Source organism: Bacillus sp. FSL L8-0099 (assembly GCF_038006385.1).
Lineage (GTDB): Bacteria > Bacillota > Bacilli > Bacillales > Bacillaceae_G > Bacillus_A > Bacillus_A toyonensis.
Map to the genome: position 1 here is coordinate 196,117 of NZ_JBBOVC010000001.1, position 21,980 is coordinate 218,096.

26 protein-coding genes and 2 pseudogenes are annotated in these 21,980 nt (G+C 34.4%); 21 read left to right on the forward strand and 7 right to left on the reverse strand.

Going from position 1 to position 21,980, the window contains the following annotated elements; all coding sequences use genetic code 11:
* Positions 1–82 precede the first annotated feature (82 nt).
* A complete protein-coding gene (locus MHH42_RS01130; protein WP_001252495.1) occupies positions 83–1,051 on the forward strand; it encodes a DMT family transporter in 969 nt (322 codons plus the stop codon).
* A gap of 21 nt (positions 1,052–1,072) precedes the next feature.
* The gene (locus MHH42_RS01135) at positions 1,073–1,213 is read left to right on the forward strand and encodes a YrzO family protein (RefSeq protein WP_000894071.1); all 141 of its coding nucleotides are present in this window, start codon (positions 1,073–1,075) and stop codon (positions 1,211–1,213) included.
* A 62-nt stretch (positions 1,214–1,275) separates the two neighbouring features.
* On the opposite strand, the gene MHH42_RS01140 is transcribed toward MHH42_RS01135, so the two are convergent.
* Entirely contained in the window at positions 1,276–1,371 is a 96-nt protein-coding gene (locus MHH42_RS01140) for a DUF3948 family protein (protein ID WP_001179702.1), read from the reverse strand.
* 334 nt (positions 1,372–1,705) lie between these two features.
* On the opposite strand from MHH42_RS01140, the pseudogene MHH42_RS01145 reads away from it, so the two are divergent.
* Positions 1,706–2,310, forward strand: a pseudogene (locus MHH42_RS01145) (lysophospholipid acyltransferase family protein).
* 64 nt (positions 2,311–2,374) lie between these two features.
* Here MHH42_RS01145 and MHH42_RS01150 read toward each other — a convergent pair.
* A complete protein-coding gene (locus tag MHH42_RS01150; protein ID WP_001179702.1) occupies positions 2,375–2,470 on the reverse strand; it encodes a DUF3948 family protein in 96 nt (31 codons plus the stop codon).
* Positions 2,471–2,775: 305 nt separating this feature from the next.
* Here MHH42_RS01150 and MHH42_RS01155 point away from each other — a divergent pair, with 305 nt between their 5' ends.
* The 5 genes and pseudogenes from MHH42_RS01155 to MHH42_RS01175 all read left to right on the forward strand — a co-directional run bounded on the left by MHH42_RS01155 (position 2,776) and on the right by MHH42_RS01175 (position 7,096).
* The gene (locus MHH42_RS01155) at positions 2,776–3,753 is read left to right on the forward strand and encodes a LacI family DNA-binding transcriptional regulator (protein ID WP_016107383.1); all 978 of its coding nucleotides are present in this window, start codon (positions 2,776–2,778) and stop codon (positions 3,751–3,753) included.
* Positions 3,754–3,913: 160 nt separating this feature from the next.
* Positions 3,914–4,243, forward strand: coding sequence for a PH domain-containing protein (locus tag MHH42_RS01160; RefSeq protein ID WP_001004254.1), 330 nt, complete (start codon positions 3,914–3,916; stop codon positions 4,241–4,243).
* A 117-nt stretch (positions 4,244–4,360) separates the two neighbouring features.
* Positions 4,361–5,197 (forward strand): YitT family protein, encoded by an 837-nt coding sequence (locus MHH42_RS01165; RefSeq protein ID WP_000248049.1) that lies wholly within the window; start codon positions 4,361–4,363, stop codon positions 5,195–5,197.
* 149 nt (positions 5,198–5,346) lie between these two features.
* On the forward strand, positions 5,347–5,691 hold the full coding sequence (locus tag MHH42_RS01170) for a YxeA family protein (protein ID WP_229203661.1): 345 nt from the start codon (positions 5,347–5,349) through the stop codon (positions 5,689–5,691).
* A gap of 743 nt (positions 5,692–6,434) precedes the next feature.
* Positions 6,435–7,096: pseudogene (locus tag MHH42_RS01175) on the forward strand (TatD family hydrolase).
* Between the two features lie 32 nt (positions 7,097–7,128).
* Here the strand turns inward: MHH42_RS01175 and MHH42_RS01180 are convergent.
* Positions 7,129–8,778: a DUF2334 domain-containing protein gene (locus MHH42_RS01180; RefSeq protein WP_097854983.1), complete on the reverse strand. Its 1,650-nt coding sequence runs from the start codon at positions 8,776–8,778 to the stop codon at positions 7,129–7,131.
* A 248-nt stretch (positions 8,779–9,026) separates the two neighbouring features.
* Between MHH42_RS01180 and MHH42_RS01185 the strand changes: the two genes are divergently transcribed.
* A complete protein-coding gene (locus MHH42_RS01185; RefSeq protein ID WP_000713241.1) occupies positions 9,027–9,560 on the forward strand; it encodes a transglycosylase SLT domain-containing protein in 534 nt (177 codons plus the stop codon).
* Positions 9,561–9,571: 11 nt separating this feature from the next.
* Here the strand turns inward: MHH42_RS01185 and MHH42_RS01190 are convergent, their stop codons facing one another.
* Together MHH42_RS01190 and MHH42_RS01195 are read right to left on the reverse strand one after the other, a co-directional pair.
* Positions 9,572–10,366: a DUF4931 domain-containing protein gene (locus MHH42_RS01190; protein ID WP_002059171.1), complete on the reverse strand. Its 795-nt coding sequence runs from the start codon at positions 10,364–10,366 to the stop codon at positions 9,572–9,574.
* 133 nt (positions 10,367–10,499) lie between these two features.
* Positions 10,500–10,628: a hypothetical protein gene (locus MHH42_RS01195; protein WP_002037821.1), complete on the reverse strand. Its 129-nt coding sequence runs from the start codon at positions 10,626–10,628 to the stop codon at positions 10,500–10,502.
* 420 nt (positions 10,629–11,048) lie between these two features.
* Here MHH42_RS01195 and MHH42_RS01200 point away from each other — a divergent pair, with 420 nt between their 5' ends.
* Entirely contained in the window at positions 11,049–11,177 is a 129-nt protein-coding gene (locus MHH42_RS01200; protein ID WP_080119623.1) for an RAxF-45 family protein, read from the forward strand.
* A gap of 132 nt (positions 11,178–11,309) precedes the next feature.
* Positions 11,310–13,190 (forward strand): ribosomal protection-like ABC-F family protein, encoded by a 1,881-nt coding sequence (gene abc-f, locus MHH42_RS01205; protein WP_340892720.1) that lies wholly within the window; start codon positions 11,310–11,312, stop codon positions 13,188–13,190.
* Positions 13,191–13,487: 297 nt separating this feature from the next.
* On the opposite strand, the gene MHH42_RS01210 is transcribed toward abc-f, so the two are convergent.
* A complete protein-coding gene (locus MHH42_RS01210; RefSeq protein WP_000369250.1) occupies positions 13,488–13,685 on the reverse strand; it encodes a hypothetical protein in 198 nt (65 codons plus the stop codon).
* A 469-nt stretch (positions 13,686–14,154) separates the two neighbouring features.
* On the opposite strand from MHH42_RS01210, the gene MHH42_RS01215 reads away from it, so the two are divergent.
* The 5 genes from MHH42_RS01215 (at position 14,155) to MHH42_RS01235 (ending at position 19,827) form a co-directional block, all read left to right on the forward strand.
* Positions 14,155–15,882 (forward strand): ABC transporter substrate-binding protein, encoded by a 1,728-nt coding sequence (locus MHH42_RS01215; RefSeq protein WP_340892722.1) that lies wholly within the window; start codon positions 14,155–14,157, stop codon positions 15,880–15,882.
* Between the two features lie 103 nt (positions 15,883–15,985).
* Positions 15,986–16,942 (forward strand): ABC transporter permease, encoded by a 957-nt coding sequence (locus tag MHH42_RS01220; RefSeq protein ID WP_016107389.1) that lies wholly within the window; start codon positions 15,986–15,988, stop codon positions 16,940–16,942.
* A gap of 11 nt (positions 16,943–16,953) precedes the next feature.
* The gene (gene opp4C / locus MHH42_RS01225) at positions 16,954–17,874 is read left to right on the forward strand and encodes an oligopeptide ABC transporter permease (RefSeq protein WP_000451062.1); all 921 of its coding nucleotides are present in this window, start codon (positions 16,954–16,956) and stop codon (positions 17,872–17,874) included.
* A 10-nt stretch (positions 17,875–17,884) separates the two neighbouring features.
* Entirely contained in the window at positions 17,885–18,865 is a 981-nt protein-coding gene (locus tag MHH42_RS01230; RefSeq protein WP_000030774.1) for an ABC transporter ATP-binding protein, read from the forward strand.
* Positions 18,862–19,827: an ABC transporter ATP-binding protein gene (locus MHH42_RS01235; RefSeq protein WP_001294496.1), complete on the forward strand. Its 966-nt coding sequence runs from the start codon at positions 18,862–18,864 to the stop codon at positions 19,825–19,827. The genes MHH42_RS01230 and MHH42_RS01235 overlap by 4 nt, the downstream gene beginning before the upstream one ends.
* Before the next feature lie 39 nt (positions 19,828–19,866).
* Here MHH42_RS01235 and MHH42_RS01240 read toward each other — a convergent pair whose 3' ends face one another.
* Positions 19,867–20,739 carry a Cof-type HAD-IIB family hydrolase gene (locus tag MHH42_RS01240; protein WP_000766432.1) on the reverse strand — a complete coding sequence of 291 codons (873 nt, stop codon included), beginning with the start codon at positions 20,737–20,739 and terminating at the stop codon, positions 19,867–19,869.
* A gap of 452 nt (positions 20,740–21,191) precedes the next feature.
* Here MHH42_RS01240 and MHH42_RS01245 point away from each other — a divergent pair, with 452 nt between their 5' ends.
* From MHH42_RS01245 to MHH42_RS01265, 5 genes are read left to right on the forward strand one after another with little or no spacing between them, the layout of a single operon-like run.
* The gene (locus MHH42_RS01245) at positions 21,192–21,299 is read left to right on the forward strand and encodes a DUF3948 family protein (protein ID WP_000664237.1); all 108 of its coding nucleotides are present in this window, start codon (positions 21,192–21,194) and stop codon (positions 21,297–21,299) included.
* A 35-nt stretch (positions 21,300–21,334) separates the two neighbouring features.
* Complete coding sequence (locus MHH42_RS01250; RefSeq protein ID WP_000654250.1) at positions 21,335–21,451, forward strand: DUF3948 family protein; 117 nt, start codon at positions 21,335–21,337, stop codon at positions 21,449–21,451.
* A gap of 35 nt (positions 21,452–21,486) precedes the next feature.
* Positions 21,487–21,603, forward strand: a complete 117-nt coding sequence (locus MHH42_RS01255) for a DUF3948 family protein (protein ID WP_000654250.1) — start codon at positions 21,487–21,489, stop codon at positions 21,601–21,603.
* Between the two features lie 44 nt (positions 21,604–21,647).
* A complete protein-coding gene (locus tag MHH42_RS01260; protein ID WP_000664237.1) occupies positions 21,648–21,755 on the forward strand; it encodes a DUF3948 family protein in 108 nt (35 codons plus the stop codon).
* Between the two features lie 42 nt (positions 21,756–21,797).
* Positions 21,798–21,908, forward strand: a complete 111-nt coding sequence (locus tag MHH42_RS01265) for a DUF3948 family protein (protein ID WP_001083697.1) — start codon at positions 21,798–21,800, stop codon at positions 21,906–21,908.
* Positions 21,909–21,980: the final 72 nt, after the last annotated feature.

The window sequence follows — 21,980 nt, forward strand, 5'->3', positions numbered from 1 at the left end:
ACATCATTTTGAATCGTTTTACGTGATATGTTTTTTCTTTTACAATTCTCTTTGTGCAAATAGAAAGAAGCGGGGGATTATGGTGAGAAGAGGTCAAATAGTAATAGGAGCTTTGGCATGTTTAATTGCAAGTATGTCATGGGGAGCGATGTTTCCGGTTGCTGATCATGCGCTAGAATACATAGATCCATTTTATTTTTCACTTATTCGTTATGGAGCAGTGGCGATAGTACTGATTATATTATTGTTAATGAAAGAAGGAAAACAGGCATTTCGTTTAGAAGGAAGGGGAAAGTTACTCGTCTTTTTTGGAACGATGGCGTTTACTGTATATAATGTACTCATATTTTTAGGTCAAATGTTAATGGGAAAATCAGGTGTAATGGTAGCCTCCATTATGGAAGCACTCATGCCGATGATTTCCATTTGTATTTTATGGGGATATAAGCATATAAAACCGAAAAAATATATGATAACGAGCATGATTATCGCTTTTGTAGGAGCTGTGTTTGTTATTACGAAAGGTGATATGAGTTTCTTTTTAACATTGAAAGATAACATGTTTTCACTAGCGTTTATATTTATTGGTGTTGTAGGTTGGGTTATTTATACGATGGGTGGTCAAACGTGTAGCGATTGGTCAACATTACGCTATTCTACATTGACGTGTGTATTTGGTACGACTGTCACAGGAATTATAACTGTAATGATTACGGTGCTTGGGTATGTTCCAGTCCCAAGTATGGGAACGATTTCTATCGTGAAGTATGATTTGTTATTTATGATGACATTACCAGGAATCATAGCGCTACTCGCTTGGAATTACGGTGTGAAAATCTTATCATCGATTAACGGCATTTTATTTATTAATTTTGTACCCGTTACGACTTTGATTATTATGATGATACAAGGGTATCAAATAACAATGTTTGATATTGTAGGAACTTTACTTGTTATTGCAGCACTTATTCGCAATAACGTTTGTCAGAGAAAAGAAGAAAATATAAATAAGCAAGTTTTACAAGAAGAGCAATTACGCCAAGCGGTTTAATAGGCAATTGGAGGATTTAACATGTTAGAAAGTTTATTGTTTTTCTTCGCCGTCGGAGTTGCGTGCGAGCTTGCAGCAATTAATCGAAATGGTCGTAAGAAGGTAAAACAACAAGCTGAACTGATACAGCTTTTAAAAGAGTTAAAAGAAAGAAAAATTTAAAAAGACGACCGGGCATAGACGGTCGTCTTTTTCTATATATAAGGGGAAAGGGGACACAAAGTTTATATAAGCGTAGCAGCGTAAATAAAAGCAGTAAGAAGAAGAGAGCCGCTAGCTAGTCCTAAAAAATCTAATTTGTTAAAGGTGATATTTTGCATAATATATTCTCCTTACTTGTTTAATGTAGAAGCAACAGATTTTGCATCGATAAGAGTGGACAATACCATGCCCATTGTATTCGTAAATTTGTTGTTCTTCATTTTGTTCATCATATCGATCCGCTCCTTTTCAAATGGTTGCCCTGTTTCTGACTTAATTGTATAAGATATTGGGGAGAGTCACTATCGAATTAGCTTACAAGAAAATTACACTTTTGTAAGAATTGAAATTTAACAATAAATACTTATTTTTATTACCAACTCCTAAAACTTAGTGTTATAATCATTGTAAGAAAATGATTATACTTCGGATATTTAGAAAGGAACGAAACAAATGTATAAACCAATTACATTTTCGTTGAAATATATATTTAAAATGGCTGGGAAAGTAGAAGTACAAGGGAGAGAGAAATTACCAGAAGGCGGCCCTTACGTTGTTGCGTGTACACATACGAGTTTTATGGACGTTTTAATGTTAGCAACTGGGATGTATCCAACCCAAATTCATTACATGGCCAAAAAAGAATTATTTGAAGGGAAATTCAAAAACTGGTTCTTTAAAAATGTAAATGCATTTCCGGTAGATCGTGCGAATCCAGGGCCGAGCACATTAAAAATTCCATCGCGTTTATTAAAAGAGGGAAAAGTAGTAGGGATTTTCCCAAGTGGAACGAGATCAACAGAAGACGTTTCATTAAAAGCGGGGGCTGTTACGATTGCACTGCGTTCTAACGTTCCATTAGTGCCGGCAGCTTATATTGGTCCATCAAGTGTAAAAGAATTAATAAAAGGAAAAAAGCGCAATTAGTTTTTGGAGATCCGATTCAAATTGATGCCAGAGAACAAATAGATCGAAAAACGGCTATGAAAATGATGACAGATCAATTAAACGAAAAATTTGAAGAACTAAAGGAAACTTTGCAATCAAAACAAAAGTAAAAAAGACGACCGGGCATAGACGGTCGTCTTTTTCTATATATAAAGGGGAAAGGGGACACAAAGTTTATATAAGCGTAGCAGCGTAAATAAAAGCAGTAAGAAGAAGAGAGCCGCTAGCTAGTCCTAAAAAATCTAATTTGTTAAAGGTGATATTTTGCATAATATATTCTCCTTACTTGTTTAATGTAGAAGCAACAGATTTTGCATCGATAAGAGCGGACAATACCATGCCCATTGTATTCGTAAATTTGTTGTTCTTCATTTTGTTCATCATATTGATCCGCTCCTTTTCGAATAGTTGTTGCCCTGTTTCTGACTTAATTGTATAAGATATTGGGAAGAGTCACTATCGAATTAGCTTACAGGAAAATTACACTTTTGTAAGAAAAACGAATGAAGGTGTAATGATGAGAAGATTTGACATATGTTCATGGAATTCATTAAGTTAAAAGGAGAGGTGAGTGTATGGCTAATATTAAAGATATCGCAAAGATGGCCGGAGTTTCAGTTACGACCGTTTCGAGGGTGCTAAATGATCACCCATATGTAAGTGAAGAAAAAAGGAAAGCGGTTATTGAGATAGTTGAGAAGTTGAATTACTCACAAAACGCAAACGCTGTTCATTTATCCAAAGGGAAGACGAATATTGTTGGTGTAATTTTACCTTACATTAATCATCCGTGTTTTGATGCGATGGTAGGTGGAATGATGGAGGTGGCGTTAGCTCATAATTACAGGGTGTTACTTTGCCAAACGAATTACAATAAAAAAGAAGAAATGAAAAGTTTACATATGCTAAAAACAAAACAATTGGACGGCCTTATTATTTGCTCGCGTGCGAATGATTGGGAAACGATAGAACCGTATGTTTCTTACGGCACAATAATTGCTTGTGAAGATAATGATATTTCAAATATCTCAAGTGTATATACAAATCATTCGGCAGCCTTTCAGTTAGGAATGAATTATCTTATTGAAAAAGGTTATAAAAAAATTGGTTATTGTACGGGAAGGAAGTTAGGGCCAAGTAGTCAAAAACGTTTTGATGTTTATAAACATCAATTACAATCCATAGATGAAGAGGTTAATGAAGAGTGGATTTTTACAGAATGTTTTACATTAGAAGATGGTGTGAGAGCGGCTCATAAGTTAAAGGAGATGCAGGTCCTCCCAGAAGCGTTAATAGTAGCAGGAGATGAAGTTGCGATTGGGATTATGACAGAAGTTGAAAAGTTAGGTATTCAAGTTCCTGAGGATTTGGCGATTATTGGTTTTGATAATCAACCTATTTCACAAGTGTTACAGTTGACAACGATTGATCAAAATTTAAAGGAGATAGGCAAAAACGCTTTTGAAATGTTTTATAGGCAAGTGAGCAACGAGAGTTATAAACAAGAAAAGGTGGAGATTCCGTATGAACTTGTGGAACGCTCTACAGTTTAGTCTTAATCCGTTATGTGTATAATCGCATAACGGATTATTTTTTGAAATGTCTTTGACAGGAAACGCGTTTCATACTTTATAAAAGAGTTAAACCGGTCTGTAATAATCCATGGATTCTTTTCAAGTGTTAAAACAATGAATAGAATTTGGAGGAATATGCATGAATGAACTTTTATCGAGTATGAAAAAATATGTAGAGGATGACGAAAAGATTTTAGCTGTTGTGGTAGGGATATTTGAGAAGGATGATTTTACTGTAGCTTACCGGCATGGGATTTTTGCTGCTACTACTAGACGTCTCCTTTTTTACGGGAAATTTTCGGGCTACCCTGCAATATTTGAAGAGTATCCGTATTTGCATATAGATGACATAGATCTCTGTCCATATTTTGAATTTACTTGTAATCATGAAAGGGTTAGAGCTAGGTATATTCAGAAAGGGAATGTGGAGCGATTTGTTCGTGCAGTTAGAGAAAATATGAATAATTAATCAACCCTTTGTTTAAACATAATATCTCGATCTTTAAGAGGTAAAATGCGGAATAAAAACCACTTCTAAACCTCTAGGAGATAGTGATACAATGTCAAATGGGGGAGGGTATGAATTATGGTTAATCAACGTATAAAGGAAATAACACTAATTACAATTGGTTCATTATTATTCGCAATTGGTATTAATTACTTTGCAATTCCAAACCGTTTATCGGAAGGTGGAATTATTGGTTTAACGGTTGTTACGTACTACTTATTTGATTGGTCACCAGGGATTGTGAACTTTGCTATAAATGCAGTTTTACTAGCTATTGGTTATAAGTTTTTTGATAAAAAAACGATGGTTTATACGATTTTAGGGATTGTAGAAACATCCTTGTTTTTATATGTTACAGAACATATTGAGTATCATGTAAATAGTGATACGCTATTAGCAGCTTTATTTGCTGGTTTGTTTGTAGGTATCGGATTAGGCTGTATGTTCAAAGCTGGAGGTACATCAGGAGGATCGGCAATTTTAGCACAGTTAGCAAATCAATATTTAGGGTGGAGCGTTGGTAAAGGCGTACTTATTATTGATATCGTTGTAATTGCTGGTTCTGTATTTATAATAGGACAAGAAAAAGCGATGTACACACTTGTTGCAGTATTCATCGGTGCGAAAGTGATTGATTTCATTGTAGAAGGAATGGATACAAAAACGGCTGTTACAATCATTTCAAATCAACCAGATTTAATACGTGAGGCTATTACGAAAAACATGACACGCGGTGTCACTGTATTAGAAGGACGCGGCGGATATACTGGAAAAAATAAAGAAGTTTTATATGTTGTTATTAATAAACAAGAGCTTGTTAAGTTAAAGCAAGTTATTAGCCGAGTAGATGAAGATGCTTTCGTTGTTATTCATGATGTGCGTGATGTGCTTGGTGGGGGCTTTAAAGCGAGCTAAAAGGTGAACGAGTAAAATCGTTCACCTTTTTTTATTCTTACAAAAATGTAAGTGTAATGTAATGAGATTCAATAGTAGATTTTATTGCTTCTTCTTAAAATGGATGTATATATATCCTGCAGAGGAGGAATGTTTATTATGAAGAAAAAATGATCACTACTATAATAGCGATGCTAGTGATAGTAGTAATGTTACTGCCTACGAAACTTGGACCAGTTATTGATAAATATAATCCGCTTTATAAGACGAAAGAATACTATACGGTTGTGAATACAATTGGTCAGCATGTTGGTGATGAGTGGTATGAATATGAATTTATTGCATTTGACGAACGTGGAAGAGAACAAAAAATAAAGAAGACTGTTAAGCATATGTTAAAGAGAGATGAAGCATTAAAAGTGTACGCAAAAGGACGCTACGGCGAGTCAATTGAAGAAATTGAAGCTGTAAATATTCCTATTAATGCGAAGAGTAAACTTTTAGCGATGAGATAGCGAAATATACCCCTACCTATTTTTTGTCGAAAATCAAAATACTAGGTAGGGGTATTTTGAGGTTCATAAAAAAGCCTTAGTCCATATGGGCTAAGGCTTTTTTTATTATATAAAGGGGAAGGGGGTACATTGTAGTAGCATGAGTGAAAGGTATAAGAAGAGTAGCTACTAGCAATGTAATTTGGTTATGTGAGCGTTCTTCTTATTTGGCTTACTTTCTAACTGTATTGTACGAAATATAGATATGGAAAACTATCGAATTACATTATGCATGGCTTACAAACATGTAAGCCTTCTGTAATGTAATTCGATAGTTAAAAGATAGTAAATTTAATATAGTATAAGTAGAAAGTCTAATGTATTACTTTCTGTTTGTAATGTAAGGAAGAATGAAAAAACAACTACTTTTTAATAACCCTCATCTGTATGTAGATGGGGCTCTTTTTATAAACCTTACAACATTGTAAGGTTTACGTAAGTTAATTCGATAGTAAATTTGTCATATTTTTTGCATAATAGATACAAATAGATGAAAATAATTAGGGATTTAGTAAGAAGGGAGAAAAATGGGATGCGTAAAGAAGAAGTAGTGAGGTTTCCAATTAAAGATTTCTGTAGCTACTTTACTGTTGCCGTAGTATGTATTGGATTATTTGATATCATAACAAACTTAATTGTTAAATAATATAGATGATAAAACAAGAAGGGGGTTCCTTTCTTGTTTTTTTTATGGAGGAATAAAGATGAAGTGGATTGATAGCCATATACATGTTGATCAATATAAGGATGAAGAGAAAAGTAGATTACTTAAAGATTTGGAAAATAGTAAAGAGGTAAAGGGGCTTATTGCGGTATCTATGAATTATCAATCATGTAAGGAAACTTTATCTTTAGGAAAGAAATTCCCTTTCATACACCCAGCAATAGGATTTCATCCGGAGCAACCGATTCATAAAGAAGAATGTGAGCGCATATTCAAATTAATTGAAGCTCATGCTGAGGAAATCATTGCGATTGGTGAAGTGGGCTTGCCGTATTATTTAACGAAAGAAGATGAAAGGGTTACTATAGATTCATACGTGGCGATATTGAGACGATTTATAGAACTAGCTAGTGAATATGATTTGCCCATTGTATTACACGCAGTTTATGAAGATGCCGATATTGTATGTGATTTACTTGAAGAATATAAAATTTCACGTGCACACTTCCATTGGTTTAAAGGAAATGAAGCGACAATGGGACGGATGGACCGTGGGAATTTCAAGAGAATACTATAACACACCCTTGTATGATTAAAGATGTATTAGAAGAAGTTAGTGTAATAAAAAAAATTCCAGTAGAGAAAGTTGCAGAACAAATATATAAGAATACAGTTCGCTTTTATCGATTGATTGAATCCTAAAAAACACCAAGCAGCTCGCTTGGTGTTTTTTATTAGGATTCTAATTTTTTCGCACGTCTTAATAATAATAGAAAGACAATGATAACGAACCCAAGTATAAGGAAGAATCCATATTGTTTTATATAATCAATTACGTCACTTGCACTAGTTGGTTTTTCAACGTGGATACCGTCTTTATTAGTAGTAATATGAATATCTTTCATTTTTACTTCATTCGTTTCTTTTTGTAAATCAATCCACTCTATGTTTGGAATACTCTCTAGATCTTTTAATACTTCTTTTAATGGTTTCACACCTAAGTAAGGATGATAGAATGCACCAATAACTCCATCGGATAATTTAGCAACAGATAAAGCACGCTCTTTCATTTGGGCAATAGCTCGTGGTTTATCTTCTTCAATAAATCCAACTGTTTCAGGCATTAATTTCATTCCATGTAGAAATGATGGTGTACTTCTATACGCTGGAGAGTGCATGGATTTCCAAGTTGTATCACTTAACTGCAGTTGACCTACATAAGTTGAAAAGTACTTTGATAAGATTTCATATCCTTTTTGAGACATTGTGTAATGAGGTGCTTCAAATGCGACAGGATATAGTTTAGCATCTACAAGTTCTTGGATACCTTTTTCAATATGATCTGTCGTATATTTTTCTTCAAATGCTTCACCTTTTTTTACATATTGGTTATATGCCTCTATATTTGGGAAATTATCTTTTGTTTTTGGCTTTTCATGCTTCGGTTGACGAATGGGTTGATCAGTTTTTACGTCCCAAAATTCAAACCCTTCACCAGTTTCACTGTCATAAAATTGGTGAGTATAGCCATGCATAATAATTGCTGCACCATCATCTTGCATAGAGCGTAAAAGATCGACTAGTTTGGGTTTATCTTTTAAATGTAGTGTTTTACCTGTCTCTGGATCTGTATATACAGGAATAACAGTTATCATATAAGGAATCTTTTTATTCTTTAATAATTCGGCAATATCCTGTAATTGATTTATATCTGCAGCTGGGTGAACATCTTCAAGGCGTAAATAGGCTAATTTTTTATTAGTTTCAGGTTTTTGTTGGAAATAAGAAAATAAGCTTTCGCCAATATAATAAGATATCCAATCAAAGAGGTTGGAAGTTGCAACGTAATACGAATTGTTTTGCTGTACAATTAATGGATAAGTATTATTGTCTCTTAAGGCATGGGCAAGAATTGTTCCATTTGTATCAAGTTGTTTAATTGATCTCTCTTCCTCTAATGTATTCTTTAGCTTACGTGTTGGATATTCAATTTTATCAGAGTTTATATCTTCGTTTTTAAGTGTGATGAACGAAAAACGATTAGATAACTGTTCTATGTTTTGACCTAAAACTAGTAGTGGTCCGGGGAAGCTTTCTAGAAATTCTTTTGCTTCAGTAGAAAGTTCTTCTTGTTTTTCACCCATGTAAATAACGTGTGTATACGAAGATTTATCAGTTACTTCAGATAACTGTTTTATATTTTTAATTGTTATATCATTAGTGAAATGTCCTACTTGTGTATTAAGTATTTGGATATCACTTGTAATTTGATCATCATTTGAACTGTATAAAATAAGGACTTTCGACTTTTCGGTTTTTTGTGCGGAAATAGGGACAGGGATTAATAGTAGTAAACTGAATAAGAGTAATAGCCATTTTTTCATATTATTATTCTCCTAGTTTATATTTAGAATTCAATTTACAATTATATACAAAAAATAAGTTATAGTCTATGAAAGTTACATTTTTGCACGTATTTACCAAATGTTTTTTCACAAAATAGGCCTAAAGCATGATGATAATATGTATAGTTATTTGCTATGATAAAAGAGTAAGAGAATGATAGAACATAGGTAATTGTAAAGGGAAGGCTGAAAGGGGACAAATTTCAGCGGAGAAAGAGGTAGAGGTAGTGAAGAAATTCTTTGTAGGATTTTTAGTCGTTCTTGGGGTGTATTTATATTTCCAAGGAAAGTCTGAAGGAATGGATAAGCTAGTGAAAGAGACAAGCTATGTTGATTCAGAAGAAGCAAAACAGATGAAACAAATTATTATAGAGGAAGCAAAGAAAGTAAATCTTCCAGAATGGATACCTCTTACAATTGCCGAACATGAAAGTCGATTGAATCCAAGAAGTATTGGAGACAACGGAACTTCATTCGGATTGTTTCAATTGCACCGTGGTGGTGGACTTGCGCCAGATCATTTAACTGATGAAGAGTTGAAAGACCCACGTACAAATGCACAAATTGCAATGCCGCATTTGGTGAAGGGATATAAGCGCGGGGTGCAAAGAGGTTTGACTGATTTTGCATTATTGAAATATGTAGCGAATACATCGGGATGGCCAGGGAATTTAGGGCCAGAGTGGACGGATAATAATATGAAGTATAACGTTGGATTAGAGAACGTATACTATCGAAATAAAGGTGTACTAAAAGAGTAGGTTTTCGATACCTACTCTATTTTTTTATGGATATTTTTGTCTTCCTGCCTTGTGAAGTACTGCGCTAGTTGTATGTTCACTTCTTCTAGTTTTGTAGAAACTTGTGGTATTTTATATCCTACATACAACGGTGAAACGACAAACCTAGGAACAACTTTACAAATAATTTTTCCGTTTAAGTGATAGAAGAATAAGTTATAACTGCTACACCCTTTATGGAAATCTGTCAGTATGTAACGTACAGTTTGCTGAATGTAATTTGCCATTTCATCTATACATGCAATATCATCAATGATTATATTGAATTCAGTAAAACCGATAATAGGACGCTCTGAAATATTGAGTTCAATACGTTCATTTTTTTGAACAATTATCCCTTGGAAATTTTCCTCTTCAATATTCTCGAGATAGTCTACATGTTTCATTCCGATAATTTGCATGTGTGCATGATGCAAACTTCCGCCTGAAAATGGACCATGATTTTTGTATAAAATTACAGATGAAAAGTCTTCGTTTTCCTGTAACTTTAACCAATGTTGAATAGAGAAATGAATTAGTTTTCGCATATGCTCTTCTGTATATGTTGCGATATGATCTTCACAATTATCCGTTTCGATTAACACGGTTTGAAATGTATCTTTTAATGTAGGGAATTTATTTTTCAACCAAATAATTGAGCCCTCAGTTTCTAAAATATCCGTTAAATTTTCTCTATCGCAAAATGGACATGCAGCGCTTCTGTTCCGAATGCTTTCTGGTTTTTGTTTACCGATATCGTTTAAAAAATATAGTTGTTGTGTATCCATTTGTATATACCCCTTTAAAATATGTGTAAAAATCCCGCTTAATACATTCGGGGAAAGGAGAAGGAAATCCTTTAAAGTGAATAGGGAAAAATAAAAGACAAGATATCCTCATTACGATAGGGTATCTTGTCTTTTATTTTTTCTTTAATAATGTGTATGGATAATATAGAGTATTTTCACTATGTTTCGTTTTTCTATTTTTTATTGTGTATAAGGCGATTGCTGTACTTGTGATTATAATAATGGCTTTCTTCATATTCATATACCCCTTTTTATTGTTGGTTTAATTCTTGGCTAACTGCCTTTGCATCGACTAAAGCGTGTAAAATCATTTTCACCATGTTCATCATATTTCTTCACTCCTTTTTATAGTTCATTTAGTTCTTTTACAACTGCTTGTCCGTTCACTAATACCTCAAAGATTGCTTTTACGATTTCTTTCATCATGATTGTTTCCTCCTTTTGTTTGTCTCTCTTGTTTACATCTTTATTGTATAGGGAGGCATCTTTTCGTACTATCGCTTTCCATTACGTGAACATAACAGTTTTGTAAGATTTGATGTCACTTATTGAAATGTTTAGTCTATCTTCATTATTTTCAGAAAAATGACTATTCAAACATAAAATAGGGAAGTATAATAAAGAAGTAAGTATTAAATTCCGTACGAAAGGGGTGAATGAGATGAAACGTTCTTTAGCTGCGCGTGCCAAATTTTTAGATTTTATCTATTTTTGTCGTGCGATTTTTCATGATGTAATTGTTAACGGGATACGTCTGCCCTTTTTTAACAATTGCATAGGTAGCTATTGAACGATAGAAATCTCTTCACCCATTTTTAATAAACGTGTGAAAAGGGAGCTATTTGGCTTCCTTTTTCTATGTCGAAAATCATGGGGAATGTTTCTTTCCTATGGTTTTTTTATATTGAAAGGAGTACGGAAAATGACAATTTGTAGTGTAAATAATGTAACGAAATCTTTTGGTGGAAACATCATATTTGAAAATATATCGCTTGAAATAAAGAATGGTGAACGTGTTGGTTTAGTTGGCCGTAACGGTAGTGGGAAGACAACAATCTTTGGTCTTCTAACAGGAATGGAGAATGTGGATGCAGGAGCCGTTCATATGAAGAAAGGTACACGTATTGGTCATGTCGCACAAATTCCAAAGTTTGATGAGGGCATGACTGTATACGATGTATTGGGTTCCGCCTTTAAAGTAGAAAAGGAATTAGAAAAAGAAATGCGTGTTTTAGAAAAAAATATGACGGAGGAACGGGAAGCGTCTGCTTTGCAAAAACTGATGGAGAGGTACGGTATAATTCAAGAAAAATTTACGTTTCTTGGTGGTTATGAAATAGAGGCAAATATTATGAAGGTAGCAAATGGTCTACAAGTGACGGAACTATTCCTCCGATCATTTCTAGAATTAAGCGGAGGAGAACAGACGAAGGTAAGCCTTGCGTATATGCTATTGCAGAAACCAGATTTACTTCTATTAGATGAACCGACAAATCATTTGGATTTATTTGCAGTCGAATGGTTAGAGCAATTTTTAAAAGAATACACCGGAACAGTTATGGTTATTTCACATGATCGCTATTTCCTTGATGAAGTTGTAACGAAAGTTTTTGATTTAGAAGATGGAGAAATTCACGTGTATCATACGAATTATTCTCAGTTTGTTGAGGAGAAGGAAGAAAGGTTGCTTCATGAGTTTCAGGCTTATCAAGAACAGCAAAAGAAAATAAAGAAAATGAAAGAAGCAATTAAGCGTCTACGTGAATGGGCAAATCAAGCGAATCCGCCGAATGAAGGACTCCATAAGAGAGCGAGAAATATGGAACGTGCGTTAGAACGTATGGAGAAGTTAAAGAGACCGATTTTAGAACGAAAACAGATGGGACTTCAGTTTGAAGGGCAAGAGAGAAGCGGGAAAGATGTTGTTGTAATGAAAGAAGTGAGTAAAGGTTTTTCTGACAAACCTTTATTTGAACAAGCGAATTTACATGTTCGTTTTCAGGAGCGTGCGGCTATCGTTGGTCGTAATGGCACAGGGAAGACTACGCTACTAAAATTACTATTAGAAGAAATAGAGCCAGATGCTGGTGAAATTCGGATGGGTAGTAGTGTCAAAATTGGTTATTTATCGCAGCATGCGTACGGAAATATGAAGAGTAATGTATTGGAAGCTTTCAGAGAGTATGTAGCTGTAACAGAGGGAGAAGCAAGACATATATTAGCTAAGTTTTTATTTTATGGTCCAGCTGTGTTTAAGAATGTAACGCAACTGAGCGGTGGAGAAAAAATGAGGCTAAGACTGGCGCAACTTATGTATCAAGACATCAATTTTTTAATTTTAGATGAGCCGACAAACCATCTTGATATTGAATCAAGGGAAGTTTTAGAGGAAGCTCTTGAGCAATATAATGGAACGATTTTAGCTGTTTCACATGATCGTTATTTTTTAAATAAGTTATTTGAAAAGACGTATTGGATTGATGAACGCAAATTATTTGAGTTTGCAGGGAACTATGCATGGGCTCGTCAAAAGTGGGAGGAAAGGATTGAGAAGCAAGTAATAAAGCAGAAACCTCAAGGGAGAAAAAGTATTGAAACAGTCCCTGTAAAAAAGAAAGAAGCTAGGAATATTGAGGGGATTGAAACCGAGTTAATGCGTGTAGAAGAAGATATATATGCACTTGAATGTAAAATGGAACATGTAGCTGATGTTGAAATGCTTGAACAATTGTATGAAGAAAAAACGAAAAAAGAGTTGTTACGAGCGGAGTTATATAATGAGTTAGATAATATTGTGGGGTAAAGAGTAGAAAGCTAATTCCTTTCAGTTTTGCTGAAGGGATTAGCTTTCTTTTTTTTATAACTATATTTTACTGTAAGAGATAAATGAAAAAGTGTGTTTCACGTGAAACAGTAACTTGGGTAAATCTTTGTTACGCATCTTGCATAGGTTGTGAAACATATGCAATGGTGAGGCAAAATATATATGTTATTAGTAGATTTTCGATAGGATTAATTACGAAAGTAAAGGCTAATTATTTCCCGAGACATAAGTATGTATGATGGAAATCTGAGATTGAAAATAAAAAAGAAAGCAGAGTCACAGCTTTACGCGCTGAACTCTGCTTTCTTTTTGTGTGGTATCTTCTTTTGTTGAAATGATAATAGCGATCCCGAGCATAATAAAAAAAGCTAAAAAGAGGACGAATTTTGGGAAGAAAGGGAATAGTAATAGCGCCCCGACTATCATAATTGTTAATAATACGTAGTGCAGGACATATTGGAATAGGTTGTCCATGTTTTCGCCCCCTTTTTGGTAATTGATTATTAGTATTCTATGTTTCATGCTGAAGGAATAGAAGTAGTTTTTATGTTTTTTAATATAAAATGTGGATGCATAAACTAAAAAACATTAGAAACGATACATATTGAAAACGAAAAGGGACTTATAAAAAAAGCTATAGTAGGGGTTGAGTGAAGATAACTACAACGATATGTAGTTTCCTAAATTAAATGAACAATATTTTTGAAAAAAACCATAAAAATATTTATTTAGAAAGAATTGACAAAATATATTGAAAGTTATAAGCTATTAACTATAAAGTCTACCGGAAAAGTCGGAATAAGATTGTTACCCCTCAAAAACATCTATTTTTTTACAATTAAAACCGACTTTTCCGATTGGCTATAAATGTTGCTGTGGGAGGCATACATAGGGCAAGCAGTTCATAAGGTGTAATTATTAAAAAAAAGTTAGGGTGGGGACAATGAAGAAAAAGACGAAAAAATGGGCTGGTGTATTTTCGGTATTAATGAGTAGTTCGCTTGTGCTATCTGCTTGTGGGGGACAGGAAGATACGGCTTCTACAGAATCGGTTAAACAACAAGATTTAAAAAATATAAAAATTGAAAAGATCGCTGCGACAGATAAAACGAAAGTACCAGATAAAGCGAAGAATAGAAAAGATACGCTAGTAGTTGGTATTAGTAAACCTGGCGGCGTATTTTTACCATATTTCCAACAAAATGGTTGGGATGGAAACGTGACTTCAGTGATTTTTGCATCTCTTGTATCAACGGATAAACAAGGGAAACCAATTCCGGAATTAGCGGAGAAGTGGGACGTTTCTTCTGATCAGTTAACATATACATTCCATTTACGTAAAGACTTAAAATTTAGCGATGGATCGCCATTAACAGCAGATGATGTAGCGTTCACATTGACGCTTTTACATGATAAGGCATATGAAGGTGAAATAGATATCTCTCAATATGCGGTTAAAGGTGGTAAAGAATATAAAGAAGGAAAGGCAACTTCTATTGAAGGTATTCAAGTTGTTGATCCACAAACAATTAAAATTACCACTGAAAAAGTTAATTCACAAGCTATATTTGTTTTAGGCGGTACAGTATTATCAAAAGCTTATTATGGAAAAGATTACAAACAAAATACAAGTTTAGATTACTTAAAAGAGTTATATGGAAAACCGATAGCTGCGGGTCCATATAAATTTGAAAAGTATATCCCGGGGCAAGAAGTTCGATTTGTAGCAAATGAAAATTATTATGCGGGCAAACCCAAAATTCCAAACTTCATTTATAAAATTACTTCTGGCGATACGAAGCTTCAATTATTCCAAACAGGTGAGGTTGACTACACTGGCCTAGGTACTGGTGATGAAATTCTTGAACAGGCTAAGGGTTTAGAATTTGCGAATATCCAAATCGAAACAGCAGCGTCATTTAGTTATATTTATATGAATAATAATAAGCCGTACTTAAAGGATAAAAAGGTTCGCCAAGCACTTATTTACGGATTAGATCGTAAAAAATATGTTGATACAGCATTGAAAGGATACGGTACGGTAGCTAATGTACCAATTCATCCAACTTCTTGGGCTTATACAGAAGAAGGAGTTAATAAATATGAATACAACAAAGAAAAAGCGAAAAAATTATTAGATGAAGCAGGATGGAAAGTTGGTTCGGATGGAGTTCGTGAAAAAGATGGTCAAAAATTAAAGCTTTCTTATTTCGGCCCAAGTTCGGCTAAAGATAGTGATTTATTAATTCCAATTGCAAAAGAGAATTATAAAGAAATAGGTGTAGAATTTAATCCGGAATTTATGGACTTTAATACTATGCTTTCGAAGGTAAATAAAGGTGACTATGATTTAGCTTCTGTTTCGACACCGATTACAAGTGATCCGAGTGAAACAGCTGGTGAATATTTGTCTGGTGTCAATGATAAGAGTCTTGGTTATAAAAATGCGAAAGTAGATGAGTTAATTAAAAAAGGTATTGAGACAGTTGATATTGAAAAACGTAAACCTATTTATAAAGAATTGTATAAAGAGTTAAGTGATGACCCACCAGTAATTCTATTAAACTACCGTAGAACAATTACTGGTTATAACGGGAATATAAAAGGAGTTGACTCTGAAAAATACAATAGTATTAGCGCAAACTTACCTGTTTTATCATTTGAAAAATAACGATAAGGATGTATAAATAGAAGACATTTTTTCATTCGGTTAGTAATGTACCGCTTTGAAAAAATGTTCTTCTATTTTAGGCATAAGATTGGAGAGAAAAAGGGTGAAAACATATATCGTTCGTAGGTTATTACAAATGATTCCTACACTGTTCGGAACATCAATTATTATTTTCTTCCTGTTTGCGCTTCTTCCAGGAGACTATATTGATTCAAATCCAAAGATTACACCTGAAAGGGCAGCTGAACTTAGGGAATTATATGGATTAAATAAGCCAATTGTTGAGCGTTATTTTCATTGGTTAGGTAATGCATTGCAAGGGGATTTTGGTTTTTCGCTTCAATATCAGGAACCTGTAACGTCATTATTAAATAAATTTATTTGGAATTCTTTCAGTGTAGCTGTTATTGCATTGTTTTTTATTTGGCTAATTGCACTTATTATCGGCGTATTCTCAGCGATGAAGCAACATTCTTTATTCGATAAACTTGTAACAATTGGTGTCTTTGCAGCAATGTCATTTCCTTCATTCTTTATCGGTTTGTTTTTAATTAAGGTGTTCGCGGTGGACTTTAAGTTATTACCGATAGGCGGAATGATTGATGTCGGGAGTAATTCGACTGGATTAGCTTACGTAATAGAAGTTGCCAAGCATATGGTTTTACCAGTATTTATTTTGACTCTTCTTGGTGTGGGTTCATTAACTCGTTACTTTAGAACAAGCATGTTAGAGGTTGTAAGGCAAGATTACATACGAACAGCACGGGCGAAAGGTTTAAAGGAGAAGACTGTTATTTATAAGCATGCGTTAAAAAATGCAATATTACCGGCGATTACGTTATTAGCATTTGAATTACCAGGTTTATTTTCGGGAGCAATTATTATTGAACAAATTTTTAACTGGCCAGGGATTGGTAATATTCAATTAGAAGCACTAAATTTTCGTGATTATACAGTATTAATGGCATTTACGATGTTTCTTTCTTGTTTAACAATTGTTTCAAACTTTTTCGCTGATATCGTATATGCAGTTGTTGATCCACGTATTCGGTTGAAGTAAGGGGGGATTAGATGGAAACTGTTACAGCAATTACAGAGAAAAAAGAAAAAAAGAGAAGAAATGAATCATCACCATGGCGACAGGCTCTTAAAAAAATAAAGAGAAATAAGATGGCACTCGTGGGGTTTTATGCACTAATGTTTATGTTTTTATTTTGTTTTGTCGGTCCGCTCTTTTCGCCATATGCATCAGGGAAAATACAAGTCGCTTTAATTAACAAACCACCTAGTTTTTCACATTGGCTCGGTACAGATCAATTGGGAAGAGATATTTTAACGAGACTTATGCAAGCAGGACGCATTTCATTAACAATTGGATTAGCTTCAATGGTCTTATCGGTTATACTTGGAGCTTTATTAGGAGCTATTGCAGGTTTTTATCGCGGGATTGTCGACAATATTATTATGCGTCTTGCAGATATTTTAATGTCGATGCCGGGATTGCCGTTGCTTATTATAATGGGAGCTATTTTATCAGAATGGAAAGTACCATCTGATTATCGTCTTTATGTCATTATGATTATTTTAAGTTTAGTAGGTTGGCCAGGACTTGCACGTCTTGTAAGAGGTCAAATTTTATCACTCAGGGAGCAAGCATTTATGCAAGCTGCTGATGTGTTAGGAATAAAAGATTACCGGAAAATTATATATCATTTAATCCCTAATGTTTTACCGATCTTAATTGTTGTATCCACATTAGGTGTTGCAGGCTCTATTTTAGGGGAATCCGCACTAAGCTACTTAGGTCTCGGAGTCGTCCCGCCTACACCATCATGGGGAAATATGATTAGTGCAGCTAACTCATTAATCGATTTCCAAAAGCGTCCGTGGTTATGGATTCCGCCCGGTTTTGCAATTTTTATAACAGTTGTATCAATTAATTTACTTGGTGATGCACTTCGTGATGCGTTAGACCCAAAGATGAGACGGTAGGTGAGGGAATATGAGTAAAGCGGTAGTAGAGCTGAAAGATTTGCAAACACATTTTCAGACAGAAGAAGGAACGGTAAAGGCTGTTAATCATGTTAGCTTTGCAGTTCGAGAAGGTGAAACAGTTTGTGTTGTAGGTGAATCGGGTTGCGGAAAGAGTGTAACGGCGCTATCGATTATGGGACTTATTGCTGAATCAGGAAGTGTAGTAGGTGGAGACATTTTATATGAAGGAAAAAGTCTTTTAGGTATGAAAGAGAAAGAGCTTCGTAGTTTACGAGGAAATGATATTGCGATGATATTCCAAGAGCCGATGACATCGCTGAATCCCGTCTTCACTGTAGGAGAACAAATTGTAGAAACGTTAAGAGAGCATGAATTACTTAGTAAAAATGAGGCGTATAAAAAGGCAATCGAATTAATTCGTAAAGTTGGTATAGCTCGTGCGGATGAAATTGTCCATTCGTATCCACATGAACTAAGTGGAGGCATGTTACAACGCATTATGATTGCTGTTGCGCTTAGTTGTAATCCTAAGTTATTAATTGCAGATGAACCGACAACTGCTCTTGATGTTACGATTCAAGCTCAAATATTAGACTTACTAAGACAGATAAAAGAGGAATTTAAAACATCGATTTTATTAATTACACATGATTTAGGCGTTGTAGCAGAAATGGCTGATTACGTTGTCGTTATGTATGGCGGAAAAGTTATTGAGGAAGCTCCAGTACTAGAGATATTCCAAAATCCGAAACATCCGTATACGAAAGGTTTGTTGAAATCAAAACCGGTAATGGGAAAACGAATAGATAAACTATATTCTATTCCAGGGCAAGTTCCGAATTTAGTTGGCTTAGGTGAATTTTGCTATTTTAGTGGTCGTTGTGAGCATTGTATGGAAATATGTAAAGAAGAGGCACCAAATTTGAATGTGCACGATGAGAACCATAAAGTAGCTTGCTGGTTATATGAGGAGCGTGCGGAACAATGAGTGAACCATTATTAGAAGTGAAAAACTTAAAGACGTATTTTCCAATTAAGGGCGGCATATTTAGTAGAACGATTGGACATGTAAAGGCAGTTGATGGAGTAAGTTTTACTATTAATAAAGGTGAAGTGTTTGGCCTAGTTGGAGAATCAGGAAGTGGAAAAACAACGATAGGAAAAACAATTTTACGTCTCGTCCAAAAAACGGAGGGAGAAGTAAAGTTTAAAGGGCACGATGTTTATTCCTTATCCAAGGAGGAATTGAGAAAACATCGCCCTAATATGCAGCTTGTTTTTCAAGATCCATTTAGTTCATTAAACCCAAGAATGAGAATTGGAGAAGCACTTGGTGAGCCGATGTTGGCTCACGGACTAGCGACGAAAGAAAATGTTCGTGCAAAGGTGATAGAAGTATTGGAGTTATGTGGTTTAGCTCCGTATCATATTGACCGGTATCCTCATGAGTTTTCTGGTGGGCAACGTCAGCGTATCGTTATCGCAAGAGCTATGGTATTAAATCCAGAATTCATTGTAGCTGACGAACCTGTGGCAGCACTAGATGTATCTATTCAAGCACAAATCATTAATTTATTTAGTGAGTTACAGGAGAAAAAGGGATTATCTTATTTATTCATTTCACATGATTTAAGTGTTGTGGAACATTTATGTACAAAAATAGGAATTATGTATTTAGGAACGATTGTAGAAACGGCACCGCGTGATGAGTTATTTACGAATCCACTTCATCCGTATACAAAAGCATTGTTATCAGCTGTGCCAATACCAGATCCAACAGTGAAGCGGGAGCGAATTATACTAGAGGGGGATATTCCCAGTCCAGCAAATCCACCTTCAGGTTGTCGTTTTCATACACGCTGCCCGTTTGCGACAGATGTTTGTACACAAACGGTACCAGAGTTTCGTAATGTTGGTGAAGATCATTTTGTTGCTTGTCATCATGTATAAAAGAGAAGGACCCTTTCAGAAGTTGAAAGGGTCTTTTTTTTATTTACTAGATAAAGTTTGTTTTAAAACAAATTGCTCGATTGCATGGGCAACACCATGTTCATTGTTTGTTAATGTTACAACGTCACATAATTTTTTTACATCTTCTTCAGCATTTCCCATTGCAACAGATAAACCAGCAACTTCTAACATTGGTACATCATTAAAATTATCACCAATAGCAATTGTATCTTCAATTGGTATATTAAAATGAGCTGCCATCTGCTGTAGCCCATTTCCTTTATGGCCATTCTTATCCATAATTTCTAAATTAGTAGGAGCAGATGCTGTAACCATAATAGCAGTGTCTTCTTGTAACATACTTAATAACTGGGCGCGATGACCTGCATTGAACGTTAAAATGAAGAATTTAGATATTTCGAGTTCTTGATTGTTTACAACATCTTCGATTTTTTGGAAATCAGTAATTAGGTTTGATTTCTTTTGTTTTTCTGTAATTCTTTCGAGTTCTTCTAATGTAACATCTAGCGCATGCTTGTTTTCTTCGAATGCCTGCATCACTTGATCTTGCCATGTAGAAGGAGAGTAAACCCCTTTATTTGTATATAGCTTATATGGAAAACCTTCAGCTTCTAGTAATTTTGCAAGTTTGTACACTTTATCGTTTTGTAAACAACGCGAGTTAATTACTTTTCCATCCACGTAAACAATTGCCCCATTGCTTGCTCCAACTGGAAGAGATAATTGGTATTCTTCCAATAGTTTTAAAGCATCCTCTTTTGCGCGGCCAGAACAAATCATTACAATATGTCCAGCTTCTTGTGCAGTTTGGATTGCTTGTAAGTTCTCTTTGGAGATTTCAAGATTAGATGATAGTAGTGTACCATCCATATCTAATGCGATTAATTTCAAAATGACCACCTCTTTGTTTTTATTATACATAGTTATATAGAGGAAACATATAAACTTATCTTGGAAAGATAGTATTTTGTCCTATAGTGTACCATCCAGTGAAAACCTAGTAGATTCAACCTTACTTATTAAAGATTCACCTTGATTTGTAACAAAAGTAGAGAGGAATATAGTTATATTTAGGTTTATGACTGTAATGTTACACGAATGTTACAAACGTGAATGTAGTGGGAAATGCATTGAAATAGGGTTTTTAAGGGTGTTTATAAAAAAACGTAAAAAAAATGTAATAAAATTTACGTAATCATATTGCAACGTAATAATAGTTATGTTACATTAATGTTACAAACGTTACGTTATCAAATTCAATGTAACGATAACATAAAAACTATGAAAAAAACATTTCTTAGAAATTACATATAGAAAACTTATTCAAAGGGAGGATAAATGATATGAAAGAGCAAGTATTACAAGTAACAAAAGGTGACTTCGTAGGATCAGCAAGTGGAGCGGTAGTATTAACAGCATTAATCGTATTTCTATCAAGCGTATTAGTATAATAGAAGTTCTGTAACAAAAGATAAATGAAGGGAGAATGAAAGATATGAAAGAGCAAGTATTACAAGTAACAAAAGGTGACTTCGTAGGATCAGCAAGTGGAGCGGTAGTATTAACAGCATTAATCGTATTTCTATCAAGCGTATTAGTATAATAGAAGTTTTGTAACAAAAGATAAATGAAGGGAGAATGAAAGATATGAAAGAGCAAGTATTACAAGTAACAAAAGGTGACTTCGTAGGATCAGCAAGTGGAGCAGTAGTGTTAACGGCATTAATCGTATTTCTATCAAGCGTACTAGTATAATAGAAGTTTTGTAACAAAAGATAAATGAAGGGAGAATGAAAGATATGAAAGAGCAAGTATTACAAGTAACAAAAGGTGACTTCGTAGGATCAGCAAGTGGAGCGGTAGTATTAACAGCATTAATCGTATTTCTATCAAGCGTATTAGTATAATAAAAGTTTTAAATTGTACAAAATGAAAGGAGAATGAGGAATATGAACAGTGAACAAGTGTTACAAGTAACAAAAACAGATTTATTAGGATCATTAGGCGGAGCAGTAATATTAACATCGTTTATTCTATTCCTTGCAAATATATTAGTATGAGAAATATAAATACAATCATTCAAAAAAAATAAAGACTCTAACGTATTAGTAAGTAGTTAATATGTTGGAGTC

Coding starts and splice junctions, on each gene's coding strand:
- MHH42_RS01135 (WP_000894071.1), top strand. CDS start 1,073: ATGTTAGAAAGTTTATTGTTTTTCTTCGCCGTCGGAGTTGCGTGCGAG.
- MHH42_RS01140 (WP_001179702.1), bottom strand. CDS start 1,371: ATGCAAAATATCACCTTTAACAAATTAGATTTTTTAGGACTAGCTAGC.
- MHH42_RS01150 (WP_001179702.1), bottom strand. CDS start 2,470: ATGCAAAATATCACCTTTAACAAATTAGATTTTTTAGGACTAGCTAGC.
- MHH42_RS01155 (WP_016107383.1), top strand. CDS start 2,776: ATGGCTAATATTAAAGATATCGCAAAGATGGCCGGAGTTTCAGTTACG.
- MHH42_RS01160 (WP_001004254.1), top strand. CDS start 3,914: ATGAATGAACTTTTATCGAGTATGAAAAAATATGTAGAGGATGACGAA.
- MHH42_RS01165 (WP_000248049.1), top strand. CDS start 4,361: ATGGTTAATCAACGTATAAAGGAAATAACACTAATTACAATTGGTTCA.
- MHH42_RS01170 (WP_229203661.1), top strand. CDS start 5,347: ATGATCACTACTATAATAGCGATGCTAGTGATAGTAGTAATGTTACTG.
- MHH42_RS01180 (WP_097854983.1), bottom strand. CDS start 8,778: ATGAAAAAATGGCTATTACTCTTATTCAGTTTACTACTATTAATCCCT.
- MHH42_RS01190 (WP_002059171.1), bottom strand. CDS start 10,366: ATGGATACACAACAACTATATTTTTTAAACGATATCGGTAAACAAAAA.
- MHH42_RS01195 (WP_002037821.1), bottom strand. CDS start 10,628: ATGAATATGAAGAAAGCCATTATTATAATCACAAGTACAGCAATCGCC.
- MHH42_RS01200 (WP_080119623.1), top strand. CDS start 11,049: ATGAAACGTTCTTTAGCTGCGCGTGCCAAATTTTTAGATTTTATCTAT.
- abc-f (WP_340892720.1), top strand. CDS start 11,310: ATGACAATTTGTAGTGTAAATAATGTAACGAAATCTTTTGGTGGAAAC.
- MHH42_RS01210 (WP_000369250.1), bottom strand. CDS start 13,685: ATGGACAACCTATTCCAATATGTCCTGCACTACGTATTATTAACAATT.
- MHH42_RS01215 (WP_340892722.1), top strand. CDS start 14,155: ATGAAGAAAAAGACGAAAAAATGGGCTGGTGTATTTTCGGTATTAATG.
- opp4C (WP_000451062.1), top strand. CDS start 16,954: ATGGAAACTGTTACAGCAATTACAGAGAAAAAAGAAAAAAAGAGAAGA.
- MHH42_RS01230 (WP_000030774.1), top strand. CDS start 17,885: ATGAGTAAAGCGGTAGTAGAGCTGAAAGATTTGCAAACACATTTTCAG.
- MHH42_RS01235 (WP_001294496.1), top strand. CDS start 18,862: ATGAGTGAACCATTATTAGAAGTGAAAAACTTAAAGACGTATTTTCCA.
- MHH42_RS01245 (WP_000664237.1), top strand. CDS start 21,192: ATGAAAGAGCAAGTATTACAAGTAACAAAAGGTGACTTCGTAGGATCA.
- MHH42_RS01250 (WP_000654250.1), top strand. CDS start 21,335: ATGAAAGATATGAAAGAGCAAGTATTACAAGTAACAAAAGGTGACTTC.
- MHH42_RS01255 (WP_000654250.1), top strand. CDS start 21,487: ATGAAAGATATGAAAGAGCAAGTATTACAAGTAACAAAAGGTGACTTC.
- MHH42_RS01260 (WP_000664237.1), top strand. CDS start 21,648: ATGAAAGAGCAAGTATTACAAGTAACAAAAGGTGACTTCGTAGGATCA.
- MHH42_RS01265 (WP_001083697.1), top strand. CDS start 21,798: ATGAACAGTGAACAAGTGTTACAAGTAACAAAAACAGATTTATTAGGA.